This is a genomic window from Sandaracinobacter neustonicus (assembly GCF_006385875.1).
Lineage (GTDB): Bacteria > Pseudomonadota > Alphaproteobacteria > Sphingomonadales > Sphingomonadaceae > Sandaracinobacteroides > Sandaracinobacteroides neustonicus.
Genome location: NZ_VFSU01000034.1, coordinates 211,541 through 234,554, shown reverse-complemented (window position 1 = coordinate 234,554; position 23,014 = coordinate 211,541). Strand labels below are relative to the sequence as shown.

The 23,014-nt window shown below is 65.9% G+C and carries 19 protein-coding genes; 4 read left to right on the top strand and 15 right to left on the bottom strand.

The window, feature by feature from the left end:
- Positions 1–12: 12 nt before the first annotated feature.
- Positions 13–543 carry an SH3 domain-containing protein gene (locus FJQ54_RS16370; RefSeq protein WP_140929479.1) on the bottom strand — a complete coding sequence of 177 codons (531 nt, stop codon included), beginning with the start codon at positions 541–543 and terminating at the stop codon, positions 13–15.
- A 66-nt stretch (positions 544–609) separates the two neighbouring features.
- Between FJQ54_RS16370 and FJQ54_RS16365 the strand changes: the two genes are divergently transcribed.
- From FJQ54_RS16365 to FJQ54_RS16355, 3 genes are read left to right on the top strand one after another with little or no spacing between them, the layout of a single operon-like run.
- Positions 610–1,611 carry a 2-hydroxyacid dehydrogenase gene (locus FJQ54_RS16365; RefSeq protein WP_140929478.1) on the top strand — a complete coding sequence of 334 codons (1,002 nt, stop codon included), beginning with the start codon at positions 610–612 and terminating at the stop codon, positions 1,609–1,611.
- Positions 1,612–1,624: 13 nt separating this feature from the next.
- Positions 1,625–4,036 carry a patatin-like protein gene (locus FJQ54_RS16360; RefSeq protein WP_235890505.1) on the top strand — a complete coding sequence of 804 codons (2,412 nt, stop codon included), beginning with the start codon at positions 1,625–1,627 and terminating at the stop codon, positions 4,034–4,036.
- A complete protein-coding gene (locus FJQ54_RS16355; RefSeq protein WP_140929477.1) occupies positions 3,997–5,322 on the top strand; it encodes a serine hydrolase domain-containing protein in 1,326 nt (441 codons plus the stop codon). The genes FJQ54_RS16360 and FJQ54_RS16355 overlap by 40 nt, the downstream gene beginning before the upstream one ends.
- A gap of 633 nt (positions 5,323–5,955) precedes the next feature.
- Here FJQ54_RS16355 and fabZ read toward each other — a convergent pair.
- The 11 genes from fabZ to rpsB form a co-directional block, all read right to left on the bottom strand.
- The gene (gene fabZ, locus FJQ54_RS16350) at positions 5,956–6,396 is read right to left on the bottom strand and encodes a 3-hydroxyacyl-ACP dehydratase FabZ (protein WP_140929476.1); all 441 of its coding nucleotides are present in this window, start codon (positions 6,394–6,396) and stop codon (positions 5,956–5,958) included.
- A gap of 16 nt (positions 6,397–6,412) precedes the next feature.
- The gene (locus FJQ54_RS16345) at positions 6,413–6,994 is read right to left on the bottom strand and encodes an OmpH family outer membrane protein (protein WP_140929475.1); all 582 of its coding nucleotides are present in this window, start codon (positions 6,992–6,994) and stop codon (positions 6,413–6,415) included.
- On the bottom strand, positions 6,994–9,483 hold the full coding sequence (gene bamA, locus FJQ54_RS16340; protein ID WP_235890522.1) for an outer membrane protein assembly factor BamA: 2,490 nt from the start codon (positions 9,481–9,483) through the stop codon (positions 6,994–6,996). Before bamA ends, FJQ54_RS16345 begins: the two co-directional genes overlap by 1 nt.
- A 125-nt stretch (positions 9,484–9,608) precedes the next feature.
- Positions 9,609–10,751, bottom strand: coding sequence for an RIP metalloprotease RseP (gene rseP, locus FJQ54_RS16335; protein WP_140929473.1), 1,143 nt, complete (start codon positions 10,749–10,751; stop codon positions 9,609–9,611).
- Positions 10,752–10,760: 9 nt separating this feature from the next.
- On the bottom strand, positions 10,761–11,942 hold the full coding sequence (gene dxr, locus FJQ54_RS16330) for a 1-deoxy-D-xylulose-5-phosphate reductoisomerase (protein WP_140929472.1): 1,182 nt from the start codon (positions 11,940–11,942) through the stop codon (positions 10,761–10,763).
- A complete protein-coding gene (locus tag FJQ54_RS16325) occupies positions 11,939–12,790 on the bottom strand; it encodes a phosphatidate cytidylyltransferase (RefSeq protein ID WP_181160198.1) in 852 nt (283 codons plus the stop codon). Before FJQ54_RS16325 ends, dxr begins: the two co-directional genes overlap by 4 nt.
- On the bottom strand, positions 12,777–13,445 hold the full coding sequence (uppS, locus tag FJQ54_RS16320; RefSeq protein ID WP_140929674.1) for a polyprenyl diphosphate synthase: 669 nt from the start codon (positions 13,443–13,445) through the stop codon (positions 12,777–12,779). The genes FJQ54_RS16325 and uppS overlap by 14 nt, the downstream gene beginning before the upstream one ends.
- Positions 13,446–13,540: 95 nt before the next feature.
- Entirely contained in the window at positions 13,541–14,110 is a 570-nt protein-coding gene (gene frr / locus FJQ54_RS16315) for a ribosome recycling factor (protein WP_140929470.1), read from the bottom strand.
- Between the two features lie 49 nt (positions 14,111–14,159).
- Positions 14,160–14,876 carry a UMP kinase gene (pyrH, locus tag FJQ54_RS16310; RefSeq protein WP_140929469.1) on the bottom strand — a complete coding sequence of 239 codons (717 nt, stop codon included), beginning with the start codon at positions 14,874–14,876 and terminating at the stop codon, positions 14,160–14,162.
- A 215-nt stretch (positions 14,877–15,091) separates the two neighbouring features.
- Positions 15,092–16,021, bottom strand: coding sequence for a translation elongation factor Ts (gene tsf / locus FJQ54_RS16305; protein WP_140929468.1), 930 nt, complete (start codon positions 16,019–16,021; stop codon positions 15,092–15,094).
- 113 nt (positions 16,022–16,134) lie between these two features.
- The gene (gene rpsB / locus FJQ54_RS16300; RefSeq protein ID WP_140929467.1) at positions 16,135–16,893 is read right to left on the bottom strand and encodes a 30S ribosomal protein S2; all 759 of its coding nucleotides are present in this window, start codon (positions 16,891–16,893) and stop codon (positions 16,135–16,137) included.
- A gap of 223 nt (positions 16,894–17,116) precedes the next feature.
- Between rpsB and FJQ54_RS16295 the strand changes: the two genes are divergently transcribed.
- Complete coding sequence (locus FJQ54_RS16295) at positions 17,117–18,385, top strand: NRAMP family divalent metal transporter (RefSeq protein ID WP_140929466.1); 1,269 nt, start codon at positions 17,117–17,119, stop codon at positions 18,383–18,385.
- Here FJQ54_RS16295 and FJQ54_RS16290 read toward each other — a convergent pair.
- From FJQ54_RS16290 to dnaE, 3 genes are read right to left on the bottom strand one after another with little or no spacing between them, the layout of a single operon-like run.
- Positions 18,368–18,994 carry a lysoplasmalogenase family protein gene (locus FJQ54_RS16290; RefSeq protein ID WP_140929465.1) on the bottom strand — a complete coding sequence of 209 codons (627 nt, stop codon included), beginning with the start codon at positions 18,992–18,994 and terminating at the stop codon, positions 18,368–18,370. The genes FJQ54_RS16295 and FJQ54_RS16290 overlap by 18 nt on opposite strands.
- Entirely contained in the window at positions 18,991–19,512 is a 522-nt protein-coding gene (locus FJQ54_RS16285; RefSeq protein WP_140929464.1) for a DUF1993 domain-containing protein, read from the bottom strand. The genes FJQ54_RS16290 and FJQ54_RS16285 overlap by 4 nt, the downstream gene beginning before the upstream one ends.
- Positions 19,513–19,550: 38 nt before the next feature.
- Positions 19,551–23,000 (bottom strand): DNA polymerase III subunit alpha, encoded by a 3,450-nt coding sequence (dnaE, locus tag FJQ54_RS16280; RefSeq protein WP_140929463.1) that lies wholly within the window; start codon positions 22,998–23,000, stop codon positions 19,551–19,553.
- Between the last annotated feature and the right edge of the window lie 14 nt (positions 23,001–23,014).

Sequence of the window (23,014 nt, the reverse complement as noted above, 5' to 3'; positions counted from 1 at the left end):
CCCGCCCCCCGGTCAGCCGATTGGTTCGTTCGGATAAACGCCGAAGCCATGTTCGCGCAGCAGATAGCCGGAGCGGCCCTGCCCCTCCACCCGGCACCAGCGATCTGCACACATCGTCACCCGCATCACCACGCCGGGTTCGGCGCGCAGCACGATGGGGGCGGACAGGTCCGGCCGGGCGCGCAGTTCGCGCGTCTGTTTCGTGATCTGGATGCTGCGATCGGTGGAAAGCATGGCGCGGTCCATCCAGCCTTCTGTGCCGTCTGCATCCTTCACCTTGCGCCAGACATTCCATTCGCTGACGACTTCCAGCGGCGTGCCCGGCTGCACGAACACCCATGTCACGGGATATTCCTTGCCCGGCCCGGCCCGCATATAGGCGCGCCCCGCCCGCAACGAGGCGAAGCGCGGCACCGGCAGGCCGGATCGGTATTTCAGCGCATCCTTGTTGGTGGGCGTGGCCGCCTCCGTGGCGGGCGCGGCGGCTGTCTGAGCTGCCGCCGGGGCTGCCAGAAGGATCAGGGCGGGCAGAAGGATGCGCATGACGATTCCCCTGCCAAGCGGCGGCCAGCCTTGCAAGACCCGGCCTGCCGGGCCATGCAGGCAAGCATGACATCCCGCTTCCAGAAATATGATCGCAGGCTTCGGGTCACGGTGTCGCGGCGGCTGCCGCAGGCTGTTGAAACGCGGATGGCCGAACTGTTCGACGTGGAGCTGAATTTCGCCGACACCGCGCTGAGCCGCGAGCAACTGGCCGCTCTGATGGCCGACACCGACGTGTTCGTGCCCACGGTGACGGACGAGATCGACTCCACCCTGATCGAAGGCGCGGGCGAGGGGCTGAAGCTGATCGCCAATTTCGGAACCGGGGTGGATCATATCGACCTCTCCGCCGCGCGGGCGAAGGGAATCGCCGTGACGAACACGCCCGGCGTGCTCACGGACGACACCGCCGATCTGGTGATGTCGCTGATTCTCTCTGTGCCGCGCCGCTTGTCCGAAGGGGAAAAGCTGCTGCGCGCCGGGCAATGGACCGGCTGGACGCCCACCGGTCTGCTGGGCCACCGCATCACCGGCAAGCGGCTGGGCATCGTGGGGATGGGGCGGATCGGGCAGGCGGTCGCGGCGCGGGCGCGGGCCTTTGGCCTCTCCATCCATTATCACAACCGGCACCGGCTGCCCAAGGTGGTGGAAACGGCGCTGGAAGCGACATGGTGGCCCAGCGTGGAAGCCATGCTGGAGCGGGTGGATATCGTCAGCCTGAACTGCCCGGAAACCGCCGAAACCCGGCACCTGATGAACGCGGCGCGGCTGAAGCTGATGCAGCCGCACGCCTATCTGATCAACGCCGCGCGCGGGGCGCTGGTGGATGAAGCGGCGCTGGCCGAAGCGCTGGCGGCCGGGCGGATCGCAGGCGCGGGGCTGGACGTTTACGAGGAGGAGCCAGCCCTCCACCCGGCACTGGCGGGGCTGCCCAATGTGGTGCTGCTGCCGCATCTGGGTTCGGCCACCTTCGAAGGGCGGCAGGCGATGGGCGAGAAAGTGATCACCAACATCCGCGTCTTCGCAGACGGGCACCGGCCGCCCGATCAGGTTCTGGCCGACTTCTGACGACGGCGCGCCCATGATCCGCGAGAAGGAACTGCGCCTCGCGATCGTCTGTTACGGCGGGGTGAGCCTTGCCGTCTATATGCACGGCGTCACCAAGGAATTGTGGAAGCTGCTGCGCGCCAGCGAAGCGCGCAAGCAGGGTGAGGCCATGGCCGGAGACAGCGAGCCGGTCTGGCAGGCGCTGCTGGATGAACTGAAGCCGCACGCCGATCTGGCGGTGATCGTCGATATTCTCACCGGCGCGTCCGCAGGCGGGATCAACGCGGTGATGCTGGCGAACGCGCTGGCGCTGGGGCACACGCTGGAGCCCTTGACCGACATGTGGCTGGACGAAGCCGATGTGGACCGGTTGCTGGACCCGGAGGCGCGCTGGGGCAGCGGTGTGCGCGAACGCATGGCCGCCTTCTACAAGGAACCCGTCGCCTGGTATGCCGGGCGCATGTCCGCCAGCCTCGCCTCGGTGGACGTGCCCGAAGTGCGCGCCGAAGTGGCGCTGAAACTGGCCCGCTTCGTGCGCAGCCGCTGGTTCAAGCCGCCCTTTTCCGGCGACGTGATGACGGAGATGCTGGACCGGGCGATGGACAAAATGGCCGCCGGGCCCGCCACCCGCCCGCTGGTGCCGCCCACGCTGCCGCTGGATCTCTATGTCACGGTCACGGATTATTGGGGCGTGCAGGCGGAACTCGCCATCCATTCGCCGCACACCGTGACCGAGCAGGAGCATCGGCGGCTGTTCAGCTTCTCCTCGCCCGCCGTCACCCGCCGCCACGGTGCCACGCGGGAGGTGCAGCTGGCCCCGCGCGGCCCCGTCGCGCCACGGGCGGAGCTGCTGCTGGCGGCGCGCGCGACGTCCAGCTTCCCCGGTGCCTTCCCCCCCGCAAAGGTGGCCGAGGTGGACCGGCGCATGGCCGCACGCGGCGAGGACTGGCCGGAACGGGCGAGCTTTCTGGAAAGCCAGCTGTGGAGCGACCGGCCGGTGGAGGAGATCGCGCTGATCGACGGCAGCGTGCTGAACAACGCCCCCTTCGGCCCGGCCATCGCCGCGCTGCGCATGCGTCCCGCCCACCGCGAGGTGGACCGGCGCTTCGTCTATATCGATCCAAAGCCGGGGCTGGGCGGCGCGACCGACGCGCTGGCGCGGCGCGATCCGGGCTTTTTCACCACCATATTGCGCGCGCTGGCCGACATCCCGCGCGAACAGCCCATCCGCGACAGCCTTGAACAGATCAGCGCCGTGTCCGCGCGCATCCGCCGCCTGAAGGCCGTGACAGACGCGATGACCCCGGCGGTGAACGAGGCCATCGCCCGCGCGGTGGGGCCGCGCTTCTTCCTGATGAAGATCAGCCCGGCGCGGCTGGCCCGCGCGCGGTCGCGCATCAACTCGCTGGCCGCGCGGGAAGCGGGCTTTGCCTTTGCCGCCTATGCGCAGCTGAAGGTGCGCACCGTGCTGGACGAAGCCGCGAGTCTTTTGGCCCACGCCGCCGAACTCGGCCCGGCAGACGCCGCCCGGCTGCGCGCCGCACTGGAAGCGGCGGCTGCCGCGCGCGGCGCGTTCGATCATGACGACGCCATCCGCCGCGGCGCGGATAGCAGCGGCTATGTGCAGCTGCTGCGGCAGCTGGATGTCGGCTTCCGGGTGCGGCGGCTGCGCTTCTTCGTCCGTCGCCTGTCAGACGAGATCGCCGCCAGCGGCGACCCGGCCGAACGCGCCAGCGCTGAAGCGCTGAAGGCGGCGCTCTATGTGGTGACGGCCCCCTTCGTGGCGCGGCGGGCCACCGTGGATGCGGATGATCTGCCCGCGCTGGCGGCAGCCGCTCGTGCAGTGACGGAGGCCAGCAGCAGCGCTGCGCGCGAACACGCCGCCGAACAGGCCATCGACACGCTGGCCGCCATGCTGGACCTGCGCACGCTGGATGCAGACGCAGACCGGGTGCTCGTCAGCGCAGTCACCGATCCCGGCTTCGACCGCGAAAGCCGCCGCAGGCTGGTGCGCGCATGGCTGGGCTTCCCCTTCTACGACATTGCCATCCTGCCGCTGGCGCAGGAGGAAACCGCCGACAGCTTCGAGGAGCTGAAGGTGGACCGCATCTCCCCCGACGACGCCACATCGCTGCGCAGCGGCGGCGCGCGCGCCTGCCTGAAGGGCTGGCAGCTGAACGCCTTCGCCGCCTTTTTCAGCCGGGCCTACCGGGAAAATGACTATCTGTGGGGCCGCCTGCACGCGGCGGAGCGGCTGGTGGATATCGTGTCCAGCGCTGTCCCGGAAGCATCACTTGACGGGATGCGCTGGAAGCGCTTGCTGTTCGAGGCGATCCTGAAGGCGGAAAAGCCCCGGTTGAAGACGGTGCAACCGCTGTTCGAGGAGCTGGAGGAGAAGCTGGAGCGATGGGGAACGGGGGAGCCGCAGGGGCGGGAGCCGGGCTGACGCTGGACAGGCGTCGGTTGCTGGCAGGATTCGGCGCGGCCGCCGTGGCGGCAGCCGCCGGGCCAGTGGCAGGGCGCGCCGCGCCCTATCCGGCGCTGCAGGCGCTGATCAACGCCTATGTCGCCGAGGGCCTTGTGCCCGGCGCGGTGGTGGGTGTGATCAAGCCGGGGGCCTTCGCGCCCGTTTGGATGACGGCCGGGCGCACCGAGTTCGACGGCGGCGCGCCGGTTTCGCCAGCGCAATCGCTGTGGCGCGTGTTTTCCATGACGAAGCTCGTCACCGGCATCGCCGTGATGCAGCAGGTAGCGGCAGGCAAACTCTCCATCGACACCCCCGTGGCCGATATCATGCCCGAATTCCGCGAGATGCGCGTGCTGCTGGACCCGGCCAAGGGGCTGGACAGCCGCCCTGCGAAAACGGTGATGCGGGTGCGCCACCTCATCACCCACACCGCCGGTTTCAGCTACGCCTTCAACGGCGCGACCCCGCTGGATAAGGAATATCGGCGGCAGGGCCTGCAGCCCATGTCCAACGGCGCGCTGTCCTCTGCCACGGAAGCGCCCGTGCCCGCCCTCACCGAATATATGGCGCGCCTCGCCACCATCCCGCTGCTCTCCGATCCGGGCACCAACTATTTCTATTCCATCGGGCTGGACGTCGCAGGCGGTCTGCTGGAACGGCTGACCGGCAAGACGCTGGACGGCATCTTCGCCGAGCAATTGTTCGAGCCACTGGGCATGCGCGACACCGGCTTCTGGGTGACGCCAGCGCAACAAAAGCGGCTGGCCGGGCTCTACACATGGCGCAACGCCAAATGGGAACTGCTGCCCAAGCCCACGCTGATCGACGGCCCCGGCAAGACCGACTGGGACCGGAAGCCGGTGATGCTCTCCGGCGGCGCGGGGCTGATCTCCTCGGCCAGCGATTTCGCCCGCTTCATGCAGATGATGCTGAACCTCGGCCAGTTCGGCGGCCGACAATTGCTGCCACCCGGCGTGGCCCGGCTCGCCATGTCCAACCTGATGGAGCCCGGCGTCTTTTTCGACACCACACAAGGCTTCGGCGCAGGCGGCCGATCCATGCTGTTCGAAACCACCGCCCGCGAACCGGGCAAATACCCCGTCGGCACATGGGGATGGGGCGGCGCAGCCAGCACGCTCTGCCACGTGGACCCGATCCGGCAACAAGCCGTGGTGCTGATGCTGCAATCGCTGGGCAACGAAAACGGCCCAAAGGAAGAGCGGCTGAACAAGGCGCTGGGGGCGGATACCGGGGGCGTGGGGTAGGCGGGGGGTGGGTTGCGCCCCTCCGGAGGTTGGGGTTTTTCCTCCCCGGCTGGTAGGGGTTTTTGCCGTCGGCGGGCAGGGCTTTGCCCTGCACCCAGCAGGGAAATGATTTCCCTGCACCCTCAAAATTGGCGAAGCGGCCCAACTGAAACGCCGTTTGAGTGATCAGCTTCGATTGCCTGCGGCGCTACGAAGACTCTCTCCCCCTGCAAGGGGGAGAGTTGGAGAGGGGGTGTCACCGGTTGGCCTGATCCATTGGCATCGCAACGAGCGCAACAGAAGCGCCGCAGGTTATAACCCATCTCCTCCCACCCACGCGTCACTCCCGACTTGATCCGGGGGCCAGCTGTTCTTCTCCAACGTTGCGGGTGGAAAGCTGGACCCCAGATCAAGTTTGGGGTGACGGTTGTGGGTGGGGAGATGTTGTGGGTCATACCCAGCGTCGCCCCCTCTCTCCCCAACGGGGAGAGAGAGCTTCCGTAGCGCCACAGGCAATCGAATCTCATCACTCAAACGGCGTCGGAGTTTTGGCGCAACGCAAAGTCAGAGGGTACAGGGAAATCATTTCCCTGTTGGGGGAGTATGAGGGGGCAAAGCCCCCTCATCTCAACGCTCAACGCCGAAACCGCAACGTCAGGCGGCAGGCGCGTCCGCGATCATCGCCGTGAAGCGCGCTTCGGCCATCAGCGTGCCGTCGATCAGCGCGCGCCCCGCGAATTTGCACACCGTCGCCCGGCGGTGGAGGAACTCCACCTCCAGCTTCAGCAGGCAGCCGGGTTCCACCGGCTTGCGGAACTTCGCATCTTCGATGGCCATGAAATAGACGAGTTTGCCCGAGCCTTGCAGCCCGAGGCTTTCGATCGCGAGAACGCCGGCGGCCTGCGCCATCGCCTCCACGATCAGCACGCCCGGCATGATGGGCCGGGCGGGGAAATGCCCCTGAAAGAAGGGTTCGTTGATCGTCACCGCCTTCACGGCGACGATCTTTTCATCCTTCACCAGTTCCTCCACGCGATCCACCAACAGCATGGGGAAGCGGTGCGGAAGCCGGGCGAGAATCCCTGTGATATCCAAGGCGTCAGGCCCCGGATCAGTTGCGCGGCGCGGCGGCAGCCGGGGCGGCGGGCGGCGTGATCGAAACCTTGGGCAGGCTGGTGTTCAGCCGGCCGATCACGTCGTTCGTCACTTCCAGCGAAGCCGTGTGCTGCAGGGTCGCCCCCTTTTGCAGCGCGATGGACGCACCCCGTTCACGCATCACCTGCGTGATGATCGGGTCAGCCGCCGTGGAAATCTGCTGAATCACATATTGCCGTGAGCGGCCCAGATCTTCCTGCCCGCGCTGCAGTTCGGCGTTGGCGGCAGCTTCCTTGTCCTGGAAGGCCTTCACGCGCTGATCCAGCGCCGGGCCGACCAGCGTCTTGGCCTGCTGGCCCTGACCGATCGCCTGCGCTTCGGTTTGCAGCTGACCGGCCAGCGTGGTGCGGCGGGTGGCCAGTTGCTGCGCCTTCGCCTGCAGGTCGGTTCCGGCCTGCTTGCCGGCGGCGCTTTCGTTCACCACGCGGTCCATGTCCACGATCACGATCACCGGCGGGGCCAGTTGCTGGGCAACGGCGGGCACGGCGGCTGCGCCAAGCAGAAGCGCCGCAGTCACGGTCTTGAAAAGCATCGTCATCAGAATTGGGTTCCTACATTGAACTGGAAGATCTGGGTTTCGTCGCCTTCGACCTTCTTGATCGCTTTCGCAAGATCGAAGCGGAACGGACCGAATGGCGAATTCCAAGAAACGCCCACACCGATGGAGACACGTGGACTTGCGCTGTTGCCATAGGCTTCTTCGATGAAGCCGGGCGACGTCACGCAGATCGGGGTGGTGCCGTCTGTCGGCGTTGTGCAGGTGACCGTATTGTCGGCCTTGCTGTACAATTCGGGATATTTCACATCCCACAGCGCACCGACGTCCATGAAGATGGACGGCCGCAGGCCAAGTTCACGTCCGCCCGATCCCAGCGGCACTTCCACCTCGATCCGGCCCAGATAATAGCTCTGGCCGCCGATGGCATCGCTGTACCAGGTATCCGGATCCGAATTCACCGTATCGGTTTGCTTGTCATAACCCTTGCGCAGGATGCGCGGGCCGACACCGCGGATGCCAAAGCCCCGGAAGCGCGGTTCGCCAAGGTAGAAGCGATCCACCAGCCGGACGTCCTTGCCGCCCCAGCCGAAGATGTTGCCCGCTTCGCCACCGATGTTCAGGATGAAGTTCGCGGGCAGGCGCCAATATTGATCATAGTTCACCCGCGTGCGCAGATAGTTCACCGAACCGCCCAGCCCGGCGAAATCCTGGCTCAGGATGAAGCGCTGCCCCCGAGAGGGGCGCATGCGGTTGTCCAGCGTGTCCAGCACGAGGCTGTAACCGATGGACGAAGTGGTATTCCGCCCCACGGCTTCACACAGGTAACGCCCGGCCTTCAGCGGGTCGCATTCGCCATCGGTGTAATAGATGCTCTGATCCAGGCTGACTTCGTCCAGCGAAAGGCCATAGCGCATCTGCGCAGACCAATATTCGGTGATCGCCGTGCCAGCGCGAATCTGGAAGCCGGTGGTCGTCTGTTCGTAGGTGGTCGAACGATCACCGTTGGTATCATAAGTGAAGCTGTTGTAATCGCGGCGGAACAGGTCAAAGCCCAGCGCCAGGTTGCGATCGAACAGATAAGGCTCGGTAAAGCCCAGCTCAATGGACTTCGAATAGCTGGAGATGCTGGAACTCAGCCGCAGCTGCTGCGCCCGGCCGCGGAAGTTCCGCTCCTCGATGGAGAAGCTGAAGATGAACCGCTCGATGGACGAGAAACCGGCGGACAGCTGCAGCGACCCGGTCGGCCGCTCTTCCACGTCCACCTGCAGCGCCACCTTGTCGGGCGCGGTGCCCGGCGCCTGCTTCACTTCCAGCTTCTCCTGGAAGAAGCCCAGGCTCTGAATCCGGTCGCGCGAGCGCTTCACCTTCACCGAGTTGAAGGCATCGCCCTCGGCCAGACGGAACTCGCGGCGGATCACTTCGTCGCGCGTCCGGGTGTTGCCGTTGATCGTCACGCTCTCGACATAGACACGGGGCGCTTCGTTGATCACGAAGCTGATCCCCATCTCCCGCTTGTCCTTGTCCCGATCGAAGTTCGGGCGGACATCGGCGAAGGCGTAGCCCAGCAGACCAACCGATTCGGTCAGGCCGTCGATGGTGTCTTCCACCATCTTCGCGTTGTACCAGTCGCCTTCCTTCATCGGGATCAGGCGCTTGAAATCCTCCGCCTTCACGTCGCGAATCTGGCTTTCCAGATCGACCTTGCCGAACTTGTAGCGATCGCCTTCTTCAACCACATAGGTCACGATGAAGTCGCGCCGGTCGGGTGTCAGTTCCGCCACAGACGACACCACGCGGAAATCCGCATAGCCCTGCGTCAGGTAGAATTGCCTGAGCTTCTGCTGGTCATAGGCCAGCCGGTCCGGATCATAGGTGTCGTTGGAGGTGAACAGGCGCAGCGGCCGCGCCTGCTGCGTCACCATCTCGCCGCGAAGCTCCTTGTCGGAGAATTTTTCGTTGCCGATGATGTTGATCTGCCGGACCTTGGATTTCGCGCCTTCGGAAATCTCGAAGATCAGATCTACCCGATTCTGTTCCAGCTGGACGATCTTCGGCTCCACCTTGGCGGCGAAGCGGCCGCCCCGGCGGTACAGCTCCAGAATGCGCGCCACATCGGCCCGCGCCCGGCTGCGCGTGAAGATCTGGCGGGGGGCCACCTTGATCTCCTCGCGAATCTTGTCTTCCTTCACCCGCTTCGCGCCCTCGATGATCACCCGGTTGATCACGGGGTTCTCGCGCACGTCGATGGTGAGGTTGCCGTCGCCATCGTCGCGAATCTGCACGTCGGCGAACAATTCGGTGGCGAACAGGTCTTTCAGCGCCCGGTCCAGCAGCACCCGGTCATAGGTCTCGCCGGGGCGCAACTCCACGTAAGAGCGCACCGTGTCAGGCTCCAGACGTTCGTTGCCGACGATATTCACCGAACGGATTCGCCGAACTTCGGGCGCAGCCGCCGCAGGGGCAGTTGCCGATGGGTCAGTTGCCGCCGAAGCCGCAGGTGCCGCCTGCGCAAGCGCCACAGACGGCATCGCAAGCGCCGTTCCCAGCAGCAGGAACGGCACTCTCGCGGAACGGCTGATATTGGTTAACTTGGCCAGGCCAACGCCCGCTGCCACCGGATTGATTGTCACCTGGTCCCTGGTTTCCTGCCTGATCAGCCGACAATGCCGGTGATACGGTCCCACACGCCGACCGCACGAAGGTCGTTGAGTGTAAGCACAAGCATCAGCGACATCAGCAGCGCAAATCCCGACATGAACGCCCATTCCTGTACCTTGGGATGAAGCGGCCGACGCCGGACACCCTCAATCGCGTAGAGGAACAGATGCCCGCCGTCCAGCATCGGGATTGGCAGCAGGTTCATGAACCCGAGGTTTATCGAGATCAGCGCAATGAAGCTGATCAGCGCCGGAAGACCCAAAACCGCGCTCTGGCCGGAAAATTGCGCGATCTTCACCGGCCCGCCCAGATCGTCCAGTGAACGGCGGCCCATCACCACCTGCACGATGGTATCCCACATCATCCGCACGGTGGCCCATGTCTCGATCACGGCCCAGCGCACGGCCTGCACCGGGCCGTGGCGCACCACGACCAGCTGGCCGGATTGCAGGCCCAGCTGGCCACGCTGATATTCATTGCCGAAGCGGTCCACCTCGGTGATCACGCGCGGCTTCGCCGTCAGATGCTTTTCCGCCCCATCGCGCTCGACAAGGATGTCCATCGGTGTGCCCGGATTGATCGCGACGATGCGGCTGATGTCCTCGAACCGGTCGACACCCTGCCCGTCGATGCTGATCACCCGGTCGCCCTGTTTCAGCCCGGCAGCAGCAGCAGGCGTTTCAGCCACAACGGCCCCCACCACCGGCGGGGTGATCTGGTGGCCATAGGTCATGAAGAAGGCGGCGAAGATCGCAATCGCGAACAGGAAGTTGATGGCAGGCCCCGCCAGCACCACCAGTGATCGCTGCCACAGTGGCCGGTTGTGGAACAGATTGGCCCGCTCGTCGTCGGGCAGCGCCTCGTCCAGAGAGAAATCCGGCTGGCTCGCCGCGTTCGCGTCTCCGGCGAACTTGGCGTAGCCGCCCATCGGAATCCAGCCCAGCTTCCAGCGGGTGCCGTTGCGGTCTGTCCAGCCGACAAGCTCCTTGCCGAAGCCAACCGCAAAGGCCTCCACCTTGATCCCGAACATGCGGGCGACCGCATAATGTCCGAACTCGTGCACGAACACGAGGATGCCGATGACAAGCGCGAAGACCGCGAGGGTGTAGAGAATTCCGGGGCTGGCGAGCGTTTCCATATCCCGATCCTAACCGGCCACCCTCCGGGCAGCAAATGAAGTCTGTTTCACACGCGTAACATATTGTTGTGCGCTCGCCCGCGCCTGCCGGTCGGTTTCGAACACATCCTCCAGCGTGTCCAGCCTGCGGGCGGGCAGCGCTTCCAGCGTTTCGGCCACCACGGCGGCGATATCCAGAAAGCCGATCCGCCCGTCCAGAAAGGCCGCAACCGCCACTTCATTGGCCGCGTTCAGCACGCAGGGGCGGCATTGCCCGGCCGCCAGCGCCGCTTCCGCAAGCGCAAGTGCCGGGAATCGCTCACGATCCGCTTCCTCGAACTCCAGCCTGCCAATGCGCGCCAGATCCAGCCGCTCCACCGGGGTGGCGATCCGCTCGGGCCATGCCATGGCATGGGCAATGGGCACCCGCATGTCGGCCGGGCCAAGCTGCGCCAGCACCGAGCCGTCCACATATTCCACCAGCCCGTGCACAAGGCTCTGCGGGTGCACGAGCACGCCCAGTTGCTCGGCGCGCACGCCGAACAGATGCAGCGCCTCGATCAGCTCCAGCCCCTTGTTCATCAGCGTGGCCGAGTCGATGGAGATTTTCGCCCCCATGGACCATGTCGGATGCTTCACCGCCTGCGCCGGAGTCACCGCCGACATCTCCTGTCGGCTCAGCGCCCGGAACGGCCCGCCAGAGGCTGTCAGCACGATGCGGCTCACGCGGGATTTGTCCTCCAGCACCTGGAAGATCGCGTTGTGCTCGGAATCGATGGGCAGCAGCGCCGCGCCGGTCCGCGCGGCGGTGGCCGTCATCAGCCCGCCCGCGCACACCAGCGCTTCCTTGTTGGCCAGCGCCACCGGAATCCCGCTTTCCAGCGCCGCCAGAGTCGGCTTCAGCCCGGCTGCCCCCACGATCGCTGCCACCACCAGATCGGCAGGCTCGCGCGCCACGCTTTCCAGCGCCGCCGCCCCGGCGGACACTGTCACCGGCTCGCCCGCCAGCGCTTCGGCCAGATCGGCAAAGGCTGTCTCGTCTGCGATCACCACATGCTCGGGCCGGAAGGTCCGCGCAAGTTCGGCCAGCCGCCGCCAGTCTTTCCCGGCCGTCAGCACGCTCACCCGGTATCGCTCCGGGTTGCGCGCCACCAGATCCAGCGTGGAAGCGCCGACGGAGCCCGTCGCGCCAAAGATCGCCAGCCGCTTCAAGCCAGTCGCTCCGTCATCGCCATCACATACTCCGCAGGCTGCTGCAGGCTCACCCACAGCGCCACCGCACAGGCGACGGGCACCAGCCCGTCCACCCGGTCCATGATGCCGCCATGGCCGGGCAGCAGCTTGCCTGAATCCTTCACCCCGGCGCGGCGCTTCAGCCAGCTTTCGAAAAAGTCCCCGGCCTGCGCCACCACAGCCAGGCCTGCGCCCAGAAGCGCCATCAGTGGCAGCGCCTGCGGCCAGCCCGCATAATGCGCGAACAGCATGGAAAATAACGCCGCACCCGTCATGCCGCCCGCCAGCCCGGCCCATGTCTTGTTGGGGCTGACGGCAGGCCAGATCTTCGGCCCGCCGATCGCCCGCCCGGCGAAATAGGCCAATATGTCTGTCGCCCACACCAGCCCCATGGTCCACATCACCAGCGCGAAGCCATCCGGTTGCTGCCTAAGCCAGATCAGCGCCACGGCGGGCAGCCCGGCATAGGCCAAGCCGGTAGAAATCCAGCGCTTGCCGCCGGTGCGCATCAGGATGGAGAGCGCCAGCAGGATCAGGATCGCGCTCAGCAACAGGATCAGCGCAGGCAGCGGTTGCCGCAGATGCGCCAGCACGCTTGCCCCCGCCAACGCCACCAGCCCGGCCACGCGCCAGCCCAGCGGCGTGCCGTGCATCGCGCCCCATTCCCACAGCACCAGCCCCACGCCAGCCGCGATCATCAAGGTGAAGGCCGGGCCGCCGATCCAGATGTCGGCGATGGCCACAACGCCCAGAAACAGCGCCACCACCACCCGCGATTTCAGGTTGGAGCCACCCGACGCGGCCACAACCGGCTCAACGGCCGCCATAGCGCCGCTCCCGCCGCGCGAAGGAGTCGATTGCGTCGCGCAGCACATCTTCGTTGAAATCCGGCCACAGCACGGGGGTGAACCACATCTCCGCATAGGCCGCCTGCCACAGCAGGAAGTTCGACAGCCGCTGTTCGCCGGACGATCGGATGATCAGGTCCACCGGCGGCAGCTGCGCCGTGTCCAGCTCCGCCTCGATCAGCTCGGGCGTGATCGCCTGCGCGGCTATCTCGCCCGCCGCCACCCGTGTCGCCAGCGCCTGCGCCGCGCGCACGATCTCGTCCTGCCCGCCATAGTTCAGCGCCACCACCAGCTGGAAACGTGTGTTCTTCGCGGTGGAGCGCACGGCATTTTCCAGCCGCTCCACCACGTCGGGCTTCATCGCCCGCCAGTTGCCGATCAGGCTCAGCCGCGCGCCGTTCGAATCCAGTTCCTCCAGCTCCGCCAGCAGATGGTGGCGCAGCAGGCTCATCAGGTCAGACACTTCGTCCGCAGGCCGCCGCCAGTTCTCGGAACTGAAGGCATAAAGCGTCAGCGTCTCGATCCCCAGCTTCGGCGCGGCGCGCACGATGCGCCGCACCGCCTCCACCCCCGCGCGGTGCCCGGCCACGCGCGGCAGCCGCCGCGCCTTCGCCCAGCGGCCGTTGCCGTCCATGATGATGGCGACATGGCGCGGCCCGCCGGGCACAGGCCCGACGGCAGCATCAGGGCCTTCGGCTTCAGCCGAGGGCCGCACGGGATTGAACCACTTCACTTGCCAAGGATTTCCTTCTCCTTGGCCGCAGAGGCCGCATCCGCATCGGCAATCGCCTTATCGGTCAGCTTCTGCACATCGCCTTCCAGCCGCTTCAGTTCGTCCTGGCTGATCTGGCCCTTCTTTTCCGCTGTCTTCAGCACGTCATTGCCGTCGCGCCGCACGTTGCGGATGGCGATCCGCGCCTTTTCGGCATATTGCGTCGCCAGCTTCGCCAGCTCCTTGCGGCGTTCTTCCGTGAGATCGGGGATCGGCAGGCGCAGCGTCTGCCCTTCCGTCACCGGGTTCAGCCCCAGCCCTGCAGAGCGAATCGCCTTTTCCACCGGCTGCACGTTGGATCGATCCCACACCTGCACAGACAGCATGCGCGGCTCGGGCGCCGTCACCGTCGCCACCTGATTCAGCGGCATGTTCGCACCATACACCTCCACCTGCACGGGATCGAGCAGGGTGGTGGACGCCCGGCCGGTGCGAAGCCCGCCCAGATCATTTTTCAGCGTCTCCACCGCGCCCTTCATGCGCCGGTCCAGATCGGCCTTGGTTGCGTTGGCGTCGAAATCAGCCATGTCAGTCCTCGCCTATTCTTCTTGTCAATTCGCGTCTCGCGCCGCGCCCTTATCCGCCAACCACGGTGGAAACGCCATCACCGGCAAGCACGCGGGCCAGATTACCCTCTTCGCGGATGTTGAACACCACGATCGGGATGCGATTGTCGCGGCACAGCGCGATCGCGGCCGCATCCATCACTTTCAGATTGTCCGCCAGCACCTTGTCGAAGCCGATCCGTTCATAGCGGGTCGCAGACGGGTTGGTTTTCGGGTCGCTGTCATAGACGCCGTCCACCGACGTGCCCTTGAACAAGGCATCGCACTTCATCTCGGCCGCGCGCAACGCCGCACCGCTGTCGGTGGTGAAATAGGGGCTGCCGGTTCCGGCGGCGAAGATCACCACCCGGCCCTTTTCCAGATGCCGCTCGGCCCGGCGGCGGATGTAAGGCTCGCACACGGCGGCCATCGGAATGGCGGACATCACCCGCGTTTCCACACCCGCCTGCTCCAGCGCGTCCTGCATGGCCAGCGCGTTCATCACGGTCGCCAGCATGCCCATATAATCGGCGGTCGCCCGGTCCATCCCCTTGGCCGCGCCCGCCATGCCGCGGAAGATATTGCCGCCGCCGATCACAAGGCACAGTTCCAGCCCCTTGTCCTTCGCGGCCTTCACCTCTCCGGCCACGCGCTGCACGGTGGCGGGATCGATGCCGAACGCCTGATCGCCCATGGCGGCTTCGCCCGAAAGCTTCAGGAGGATTCGCTTGTGGGGCGTAGAGGACATGGACAGCCTGACTGTTGGAACTGACCCCGCTTAGCGGCGGGACGCAGACATGAAAAGGGCGTTGCCGACATGTCGGCAACGCCCCTCCTCTTATTTGGCTGCGCCACCCTCCCACCGCCCCGCTCCCCCGCCCAACCGCCCGACATTGTCATGCTTGGGGCGGTTGGGCGGGGGAGCGGGGCGGTGGGAGGGCGCTTCAGCGCAAGATCACGAAATCAGGCGACGCCAGCGGCAGCAGCCACTTCAGCCGCGAAGTCGCTCTCGGCCTTTTCGATGCCTTCACCCAGCTGGAAGCGAATGAACTTCGCCACCAGCAAATTGCCGGACAGACGCTTGGCTTCGGTGGCGATGAAATCACCCACCTTGGACTTGCCGTCGATCACGAACACCTGGCTCAGCAGCGCCTGTTCGCCGGCGAACTTCTTCACCGCCCCATCGACCATGCGCTCGATGATGTCGGCGGGCTTGCCCGAACCGGCGGCCTTTTCGGTGGCGATGGCGCGCTCACGCTCCAGCAGGCTCGGATCGATATGCTCGATCGAAAGCGCCAGCGGGTTGGCCGCCGCCACATGCATGGCGACCTGCTTGCCGATCGCCATCAGCGCATCCTTGTCGGCAATGTCGCTGTCAATCGCGACCAGCACGCCGATCTTGCCGAGGCCGGGGGCCGCGGCATTGTGGATGTAGGATGCGACCACGCCGGTCGCTTCCAGCACTTCGGCGCGGCGCAACACCTGCTGCTCGCCGATGGTGGCGATGTTGTGGGTCAGCACGTCCTGCACGCTACCGCCGCCCGCCGGATAATCGGCGGCCAGCAGGTCTTCCACCTTCTCGCCCTTGGCGAGCGCCACACCGGCGACTTCCTTCACAAAGCCCTGGAACTGCGCGTTCTTGGCCACGAAGTCCGTCTCGGCGTTCACTTCCACCACGGCGCCGCGATTGCCGGAAACGGCAACGCCCACCAGGCCTTCAGCAGCCGTGCGGCCGGACTTCTTGGCGGCAGAGGCAAGGCCCTTGGCGCGCAGCCAGTCGATGGCCTTTTCGATCTCGCCTTCCACTTCGACGAGCGCCTTCTTGGCGTCCATCATGCCCGCGCCGGTCAGGTCGCGGAGTTCCTTGACGAGGGTTGCGGTAATGTTGGCCATGGATCGGCTCCTTCTGCTTCTAAGGGGTGTGGGGGCTGCACGGCTCCGTGCAACCCCCGAAGGTCAGTTTGATGACAGGCGGGGAAAAACCCGCCCGGCAATTCAGGCGAAACTCAGGCCGTCAGCGCGGGCTCGATTTCGGGCTCGGCAGCCGCGCCAAGGTCAACGCCCTGGCTCGCCTGACGGCCCTGCTTGCCAACCAGAATCGCGTCAGCCACCGCATTGCAATACAGCTGGATGGCGCGGCTGGCATCGTCGTTGCCCGGAACCGGGAAGGCGATGTTGGCAGGATCGCAGTTGGAATCGAGGATCGCGATCACCGGGATGCCAAGCACATTGGCTTCCTTGATGGCGAGGTCTTCCTTGTTCACGTCCACCACGAACATCAGGTCCGGCAGGCCGTTCATGTCACGGATACCGCCCAGCGAGGCTTCAAACTTGTCGCGCTCGCGGGTCATCTTCAGCACTTCCTTCTTGGTGAAGCCGTGCGTGTCGCCCGAAAGCTGCTCTTCCAGCGTCTTGAAGCGGCGGATCGAAGCCGAAATCGTCTTCCAGTTCGTCAGCATGCCGCCCAGCCAGCGGTGGTTGACATAATGCTGGCCAGACCGGCGCGCGGCGTCGGCAATCGGCTCTTGCGCCTGACGCTTGGTGCCCACGAACAGCACCTTGCCCCCGGCGGCCGAAGTGGCGCGCACGAAGTCCAGCGAGCGCGCGAACAGCGGCACCGTCTGCGACAGGTCGAGAATGTGAACGCCGTTGCGCTCGCCGAAGATGTAAGGCTTCATCTTCGGGTTCCAGCGATGCGTCTGGTGGCCGAAGTGCGCGCCAGCTTCCAGCAGCGCTTGCATCGACACCTGCGGGGTGTCCGTCATAAAGTTTCTCCTAACCGGTTGGTTCCGCCGCGAAGGTAAGCCCGACTGTGGCCGGGCACCGGAAGGTTTCCCTTCGCGTGTGGGATGGGCGGCGCAGCTAGTGAGGGAATCGGCAAAAGTCAAGGACAACGCCATGATCCGGACGCGTCCGCCCGGCGGTAACGCCCCCCGGCTTCATGTTTGGCTTTGCATCCCACCCGCTGATCGCGCAAACCCTGCGGCCATGAAGTTCACCCACCGCCTGCGCGTCTCCGCCCGGCTGAAACAGCTGGGGCCCGGCCTGATTACCGGGGCGGCGGATGATGATCCCTCCGGCATCGCCACTTATTCGCAGGCAGGCGCGCAGTTCGGCTTCGGGCTGTTGTGGACGATGCTGCTCACCTATCCGCTGATGTGCGCGGTGCAGCTGGTCTCTGCGCATATCGGCCGCGTCACGGGCAAGGGGCTGGCCAGCAACATGGCCGCCGCCATCCCGCGCCCGCTGGTGCTGGGGCTGGTGCTGCTCTTGTTCATCGCCAACACCATCAACATCGCCGCTGATCTCGCCATGATGGGCGATGTCGCCCGCCTCATCACCGGCCTGCCGCCGCACTGGATGACGATCCTGTTCGCGGTCGTTTCGCTCACGCTGCAGCTGTTCGTCCCCTATCCGCGCTATGCCAGCTTCCTGAAATGGCTCACGCTCAGCCTGTTCGCCTATTTCGCCGTGCTGCTGCTGGTGAAGCTGAACTGGGCACAGGTCGCCGCCGGGCTGTTCATCCCGCGCATTCCCGGCAAAGAGGCGCTGGTGATGATCGTCGCCATCTTCGGCACCACCATCAGCCCCTATCTCTTCTTCTGGCAAAGCGCGCAGGAGGTGGAGGAAATGGGTCGCCACCACGAACGCCCGCTCACGGAAGACGGCACCCCGGCCGAAGCTGAATTCAAGCGCATCGGCTTCGATACGCTTTCGGGCATGGCGATTTCCAACCTCGTCGCCATCGCCATCATCATCGCCACCGCCGCCACGCTGCACGCCCATGGCAAGGGGGATATCCAGACGGCGGCAGATGCGGCGGAGGCGCTGAGGCCGATCGCCGGAAACTATGCCTTCGCCCTGTTCAGCCTTGGCATCATCGGCACCGGCCTGCTGGCCGTCCCCGTGCTGGCAGGCTCCGCCGCCTATGCCATCGGCGAGGCGGAGGGCTGGAAATCCGGCCTCGATCACAAGCCATGGGAAGCCATCGGCTTTTACGGCGTGATCGTCGCGGCCACGCTCATCGGCCTCGTCATCCAGTTCGCCGGAATCGATCCCATCAAGGCGCTGTTCTGGAGCGCGGTGATCAACGGAGTCGTCGCCGTGCCGATCATGGCCGCCATGATGTATGTGGCCAGCCGCCGCCTCACCATGGGCGCGCTCCCCATCTCCCGCCCTCTGGCCATCTGGGGCTGGCTGGCCACCGCCGTGATGGCGGCCGCGGTGATCGCCATGGCGCTAACGGGTGGTTTTTAGGCCCGTCGCCACGCCATAAGCGATCAGCGCCTGCCCCGCGAAATAGGTCGCCCACACCGCCAGATCGGCCCAGCTCAGGTTCGCGATCAGCCCCATCCGCGCAAAGATCAGCAGGTCGCTCAACAGGAACAGCAAGGCCCCCGCCGCCGCCAGCGGAAAGCGCGACGCCATCGCACTCGCCGCCATCACGGCAAGGAACAGGGTGTAGATGGCCACGGCAGGTGCCCAGTCAGGGCTGGCCAGATGGAAGGCGAGCGCCATCATCCCGGCCGCGAACAGCGCCCCCAGCGCCGCGTCGCGAACCCCCGTCCCGGCCCGCCGGTTGCGAATATACAGCACCACCGCCACCACATGCCCCAGCGCGAAGATCGCCGCACCGGCAATGAGGTGGATCTCCAGCATCATATCGGCCGTCGCCCCTAGCACCAGCACGGTCGCCAGCAGCTTATGGTCGATCGTCTGCCCCTGCCGGCTCGCCCATGTCGCCAGCAACCCCACGCCCGCGCCCTTCCATGCAATGGCGGCGGCATCGGGCAACGGCAGCGCCCAGCTGACGATATAGCTGATCCCGGCCACCAGCGCGGCCACGAACAGCAAGGGCGACTTCATGGCTTCAGCCGCAGCTGGCCAAGGAAATCCCGCTTGCCCAGCCCCACACCCTTCGCGCGCAGGATCGCATAGGCCGTGGTGGCATGGAAAAAGAAATTGGGTTGAGAGAAAGACAGCAGGAAATTCTCCGCCGTGAAGGGCAGCTTCATCGTGGGCAGCGTGAACTGCACCTCCTTGCCGATGAAGCTCTCCATCTCCGCCACCGTCACCGCCGCCAGCCCGGCGTCGGATTTCGCCAGCAGCGCCTTCATGCCTGCGAAATCGCCGGGCATTTCGCCGGACATGCCGTTGAAATTCCCCTCCCGCACGCCGTCGATCGCGCCAAGGCTATGCCGCGCCACCGATTTGATCTGGAAGGCGAAGGGCAGCATCGAGTCATGCAGGCTGGCATTCGCGATTTCCGCCTCCGCCAGCCCTTGCGCCGCGCACCAGCCTTCGGCCTTGTCCAGCAGTGCCAGCACAGACCCCAGCATCTGCCGGGTGGTGGGCACAAAGGCGTCATACAATGAAATCGGCATGTCCAACTCTCTCCCCACTGGCCCCGTTTCAGGGCCGCTTAAACCGCCGCCAGCGCCCCCATCGCGGAGATCGTCGCGGATTCGATCCCCGGCAACTGCGATATCTCGATATCCGCGCCCGGGGAAATCAGGAAGTTGCGGCCCAGCAGCAGTTGCGCCTCGCCGCCACCCGCCATCGGCAGCCTCACCTCGGCCATCACCTTGCCGCCGCGCTGCAGATAGGATGCCAGCATCGGCACGATGTTCACCCCGGCCTCCGGCTTCAACCGGATTTCCAGCCGCGCCCGCGCCGATTTCACCAGCGCGTTCAACGGCACGGCGTTCTGGATCGTCAGGCGCGGGCTTTCGTCGCCCTCGCGCCATTGCAGTTCCACGTCCAGCAGCAGTGGCTCGCCCGCCGTCAGCGCGGCGGCCAGCGCCTCCTGCCCCTCCGCGTTGAAGCAGGTCGCGCCCCATTTGCCGGACTGGTCCGTCAGGTCCGCCATCATGTAACGCCGGTCCGGCCCCTTGCCCTGCGGCACCCGCCAGCGGGTGTCTTCCACCAGCCCCGCCATTTTTACGCCCCGCCGCGTGCCCGGCACATCGCGCATCGCCAGCGCGTCGGTCGCGGTGATCACGTGCATCGCGGCCAGCACGGCGGCATGCGCCTCGACCGGGTGGCCGGAGAACCAGAAGCCGAACGCCTCCCGCTCTTTGGACAGCCGCTCGCCCAGCGGCCATGGGGCCGCCTCGGGCAATTGCACGCTTTCCACCGCCGCGTCGCCGCCGAACAACCCGCCCTGCCCCGTCAGCCGCTGCTCCGCCGCGCGCGTCGCGGCAGACATCAGCAGGTCCGCCGCCCCATACACCCGCGCCCGGTCCAGCCCGAAACAATCGAACGCCCCCGCGCTCGCCAGCGCTTCCATCTGTCGCCGGTTCAGCGCGCGCGGATCGATTCGGTTCACGAAATCGTCCAGCCCAAGGAACGGCCCGTTCGCCTCCCGCTCGCGGACGATATCCTCCATCGCCCCCTCGCCCACGCCTTTCAGTGCGCCCAGCGCATAGCGAACGGCGATGCGGCCTTCATGGTCCTCAAGGCTGAAGTCCGCTCCAGAGGCATTGATGCACGGCCCCAGCAGCGGCACGTCCAGCCGCCGCATATCGTCCACGAACACCGCCAGCTTGTCGGTCAGGTGGATGTCATAGGCCATGGACCCGGCATAGAAAGCGGCCGCGTGATGCTGCTTCAGCCACGCCGTCTGCCACGCCACCAGCGCATAGGCCGCCGCATGGCTCTTGTTGAAACCATAGCCCGCGAACTTGTCGACAAGGTTGAAGATGAACTCGGCGCGGCTGCCGTCCACGCCGTTCGCCACCGCGCCCTCGATGAAGCGCGCGCGCTGCGCGTCCATTTCCGCCTTGATCTTCTTGCCCATGGCCCGGCGCAACAGGTCGGCGTCGCCCAGCGAATAACCCGCCAGCACCTGCGCGATCTGCATCACCTGTTCCTGATAGATGATGACGCCGTAGGTCGGCTTCAGGATCGGCTCCAGCATCGGGTGCAGATAATCCGGTTCCTCGCGCCCCCATTTGCGGGCGGCGAAGCTGGGGATATTGTCCATCGGGCCGGGGCGATACAGCGCGCCCAGCGCGATGATATCCTCGAACAAGGTCGGCTTCACCAGAGACAGCGCCCGGCGCATGCCTTCGGATTCGAACTGGAACACCCCCACCGTGTCGCCGCGCGTCATCAGCTGATAAACGTCGCCATCGTCCCACGGCAGCGTCTCCAGATCGATCTCCACCCCGCGCCGCTTCAGCAGCTGCCGCGCGCGCTCCAGCACAGACAGCGTCTTCAGTCCCAGAAAGTCGAACTTCACCAGCCCCGCTTCCTCGGCCCATTTCAAGTCGAACTGGGTCACGGGGAAATCGGATCGCGGATCGCGATACAGCGGCACCAGCTCGGACAGGTTCCTGTCCCCGATCACCACGCCGGCGGCATGGGTGGAGGAATGGCGCGGCCGGTTTTCCAGCTGCAACCCCACCTTGATCAGCTGCTGCACCTTCGGGTCCGCCGCCATCTCCTGCTTCAGTTCCGGCACGCCGTTCAGGGTGCGGTTCAGATCCCATGGGTCGGCCGGGTTGGCAGGAATCAGGTTCGAAAGCCGGTTCACCTGCCCATAGGGCAGCTGCATCACCCGGCCCACATCCTTCACCACCGCGCGGGCCTTCAGCGTTCCGAAGGTGATGATCTGCGCCACCTGCGCGCGGCCATATTTGCCCTGCACGTAACGGATCACCTCTTCCCGCCGGGTTTCGCAGAAATCGATGTCGAAGTCGGGCATGGATTTGCGTTCGGGGTTCAGGAACCGCTCGAACAGCAGCCCCAGCGCCAGCGGGTCCAGATCGGTGATCTGCAACGCCCATGCCACGGCGGAACCAGCGCCCGAACCCCGCCCCGGCCCCACCGGAATCCCCTGCCGTTTGGACCATTGGATGAAGTCCGCCACGATCAGGAAGTAGCCGGAAAAGCCCATCTGGCCGATGATATCCAGCTCGAACGCCAGCCGCTCCCAATAAGGCCCTTCGTCCACCGCCAGCTTCACCAGCCGCTGCCGCAAGCCCTCTTCCGCCAGCCGCACCAGCTCGGCCTTTTCGGCTTCGGCATCCGGCACCAGCTTGGGCAGCACGGGATCGCGCTTTTTCAGCGCGAAGGCGCAGCGCTTCGCCACATGCTCCGTCATCTCCAGCGCTTCGGGCAGGTCGGCAAAGCGCTCCGCCATTTCGGCGGCGGTGGGCAGGTAATGGCGCGGGTTGGATCGCTTGCGGTCCGCCGATTCCAAATAGGCCCCATCGGCGATGCACAGCATCACATCATGCGCGGCATGGCCCGATGGCTCCAGAAACTGCGCCGGGTTGGTCGCCACGATGGGCAAGCCTTCCGCATGCGCCAGCGCCAGCAGCCCATGCTCGCTGGCCTTCTCAACGGGATCGCCGGTGCGGGAAATCTCCACGAACAGCCTGTCGCCAAACAGCTGTTTCAGCCGCCGCGCCAGCGCGTCGGCCTCCTCCGCCTGCCCCTCGGCCAGCAGCTTCGCCAACGCCCCGTCCGGCCCGCCCGTCAGCGCCAGCAAGCCCTCACTCTGCCCCTCCAGCCGCTCAAGCCCGCCCTCGCCCTCCATGTGAGAGGCCGACACCAGCTGAAGCAGATTCTGCCAGCCCACCGCGTTCTGCGCATAGAGCAGCAGATGATCGACCGGCGGCTTCGCCCCGGGCCGCAGCGATCCAGGCGGCATATCCCGCACAACAGGCAGCATGGTGCCGATCAGCGGCTGCGCGCCTTCATCCATGCAGGCCTTGGAAAAGGCCATCGCCGCAAACAGCGCCCCGCGATCCGCCAGCCCAATGGCCGGAAATCCGCGCTTCGCAGCCTCCTTCGCCAGCGCCTTCACCTCGATGGTGGACTCCAGCATCGAGAAACAGGACTGCACGCGTAGGGGGATGAACATCGCTGGACCTTGAT

Coding starts and splice junctions, on each gene's coding strand:
- FJQ54_RS16370 (WP_140929479.1), bottom strand. CDS start 543: ATGCGCATCCTTCTGCCCGCCCTGATCCTTCTGGCAGCCCCGGCGGCA.
- FJQ54_RS16365 (WP_140929478.1), top strand. CDS start 610: ATGACATCCCGCTTCCAGAAATATGATCGCAGGCTTCGGGTCACGGTG.
- FJQ54_RS16360 (WP_235890505.1), top strand. CDS start 1,625: ATGATCCGCGAGAAGGAACTGCGCCTCGCGATCGTCTGTTACGGCGGG.
- FJQ54_RS16355 (WP_140929477.1), top strand. CDS start 3,997: ATGGGGAACGGGGGAGCCGCAGGGGCGGGAGCCGGGCTGACGCTGGAC.
- FJQ54_RS16345 (WP_140929475.1), bottom strand. CDS start 6,994: ATGACGATGCTTTTCAAGACCGTGACTGCGGCGCTTCTGCTTGGCGCA.
- bamA (WP_235890522.1), bottom strand. CDS start 9,483: ATGCCGTCTGTGGCGCTTGCGCAGGCGGCACCTGCGGCTTCGGCGGCA.
- rseP (WP_140929473.1), bottom strand. CDS start 10,751: ATGGAAACGCTCGCCAGCCCCGGAATTCTCTACACCCTCGCGGTCTTC.
- FJQ54_RS16325 (WP_181160198.1), bottom strand. CDS start 12,790: ATGGCGGCCGTTGAGCCGGTTGTGGCCGCGTCGGGTGGCTCCAACCTG.
- uppS (WP_140929674.1), bottom strand. CDS start 13,445: ATGGACGGCAACGGCCGCTGGGCGAAGGCGCGGCGGCTGCCGCGCGTG.
- frr (WP_140929470.1), bottom strand. CDS start 14,110: ATGGCTGATTTCGACGCCAACGCAACCAAGGCCGATCTGGACCGGCGC.
- pyrH (WP_140929469.1), bottom strand. CDS start 14,876: ATGTCCTCTACGCCCCACAAGCGAATCCTCCTGAAGCTTTCGGGCGAA.
- tsf (WP_140929468.1), bottom strand. CDS start 16,021: ATGGCCAACATTACCGCAACCCTCGTCAAGGAACTCCGCGACCTGACC.
- rpsB (WP_140929467.1), bottom strand. CDS start 16,893: ATGACGGACACCCCGCAGGTGTCGATGCAAGCGCTGCTGGAAGCTGGC.
- FJQ54_RS16295 (WP_140929466.1), top strand. CDS start 17,117: ATGAAGTTCACCCACCGCCTGCGCGTCTCCGCCCGGCTGAAACAGCTG.
- FJQ54_RS16290 (WP_140929465.1), bottom strand. CDS start 18,994: ATGAAGTCGCCCTTGCTGTTCGTGGCCGCGCTGGTGGCCGGGATCAGC.
- FJQ54_RS16285 (WP_140929464.1), bottom strand. CDS start 19,512: ATGCCGATTTCATTGTATGACGCCTTTGTGCCCACCACCCGGCAGATG.
- dnaE (WP_140929463.1), bottom strand. CDS start 23,000: ATGTTCATCCCCCTACGCGTGCAGTCCTGTTTCTCGATGCTGGAGTCC.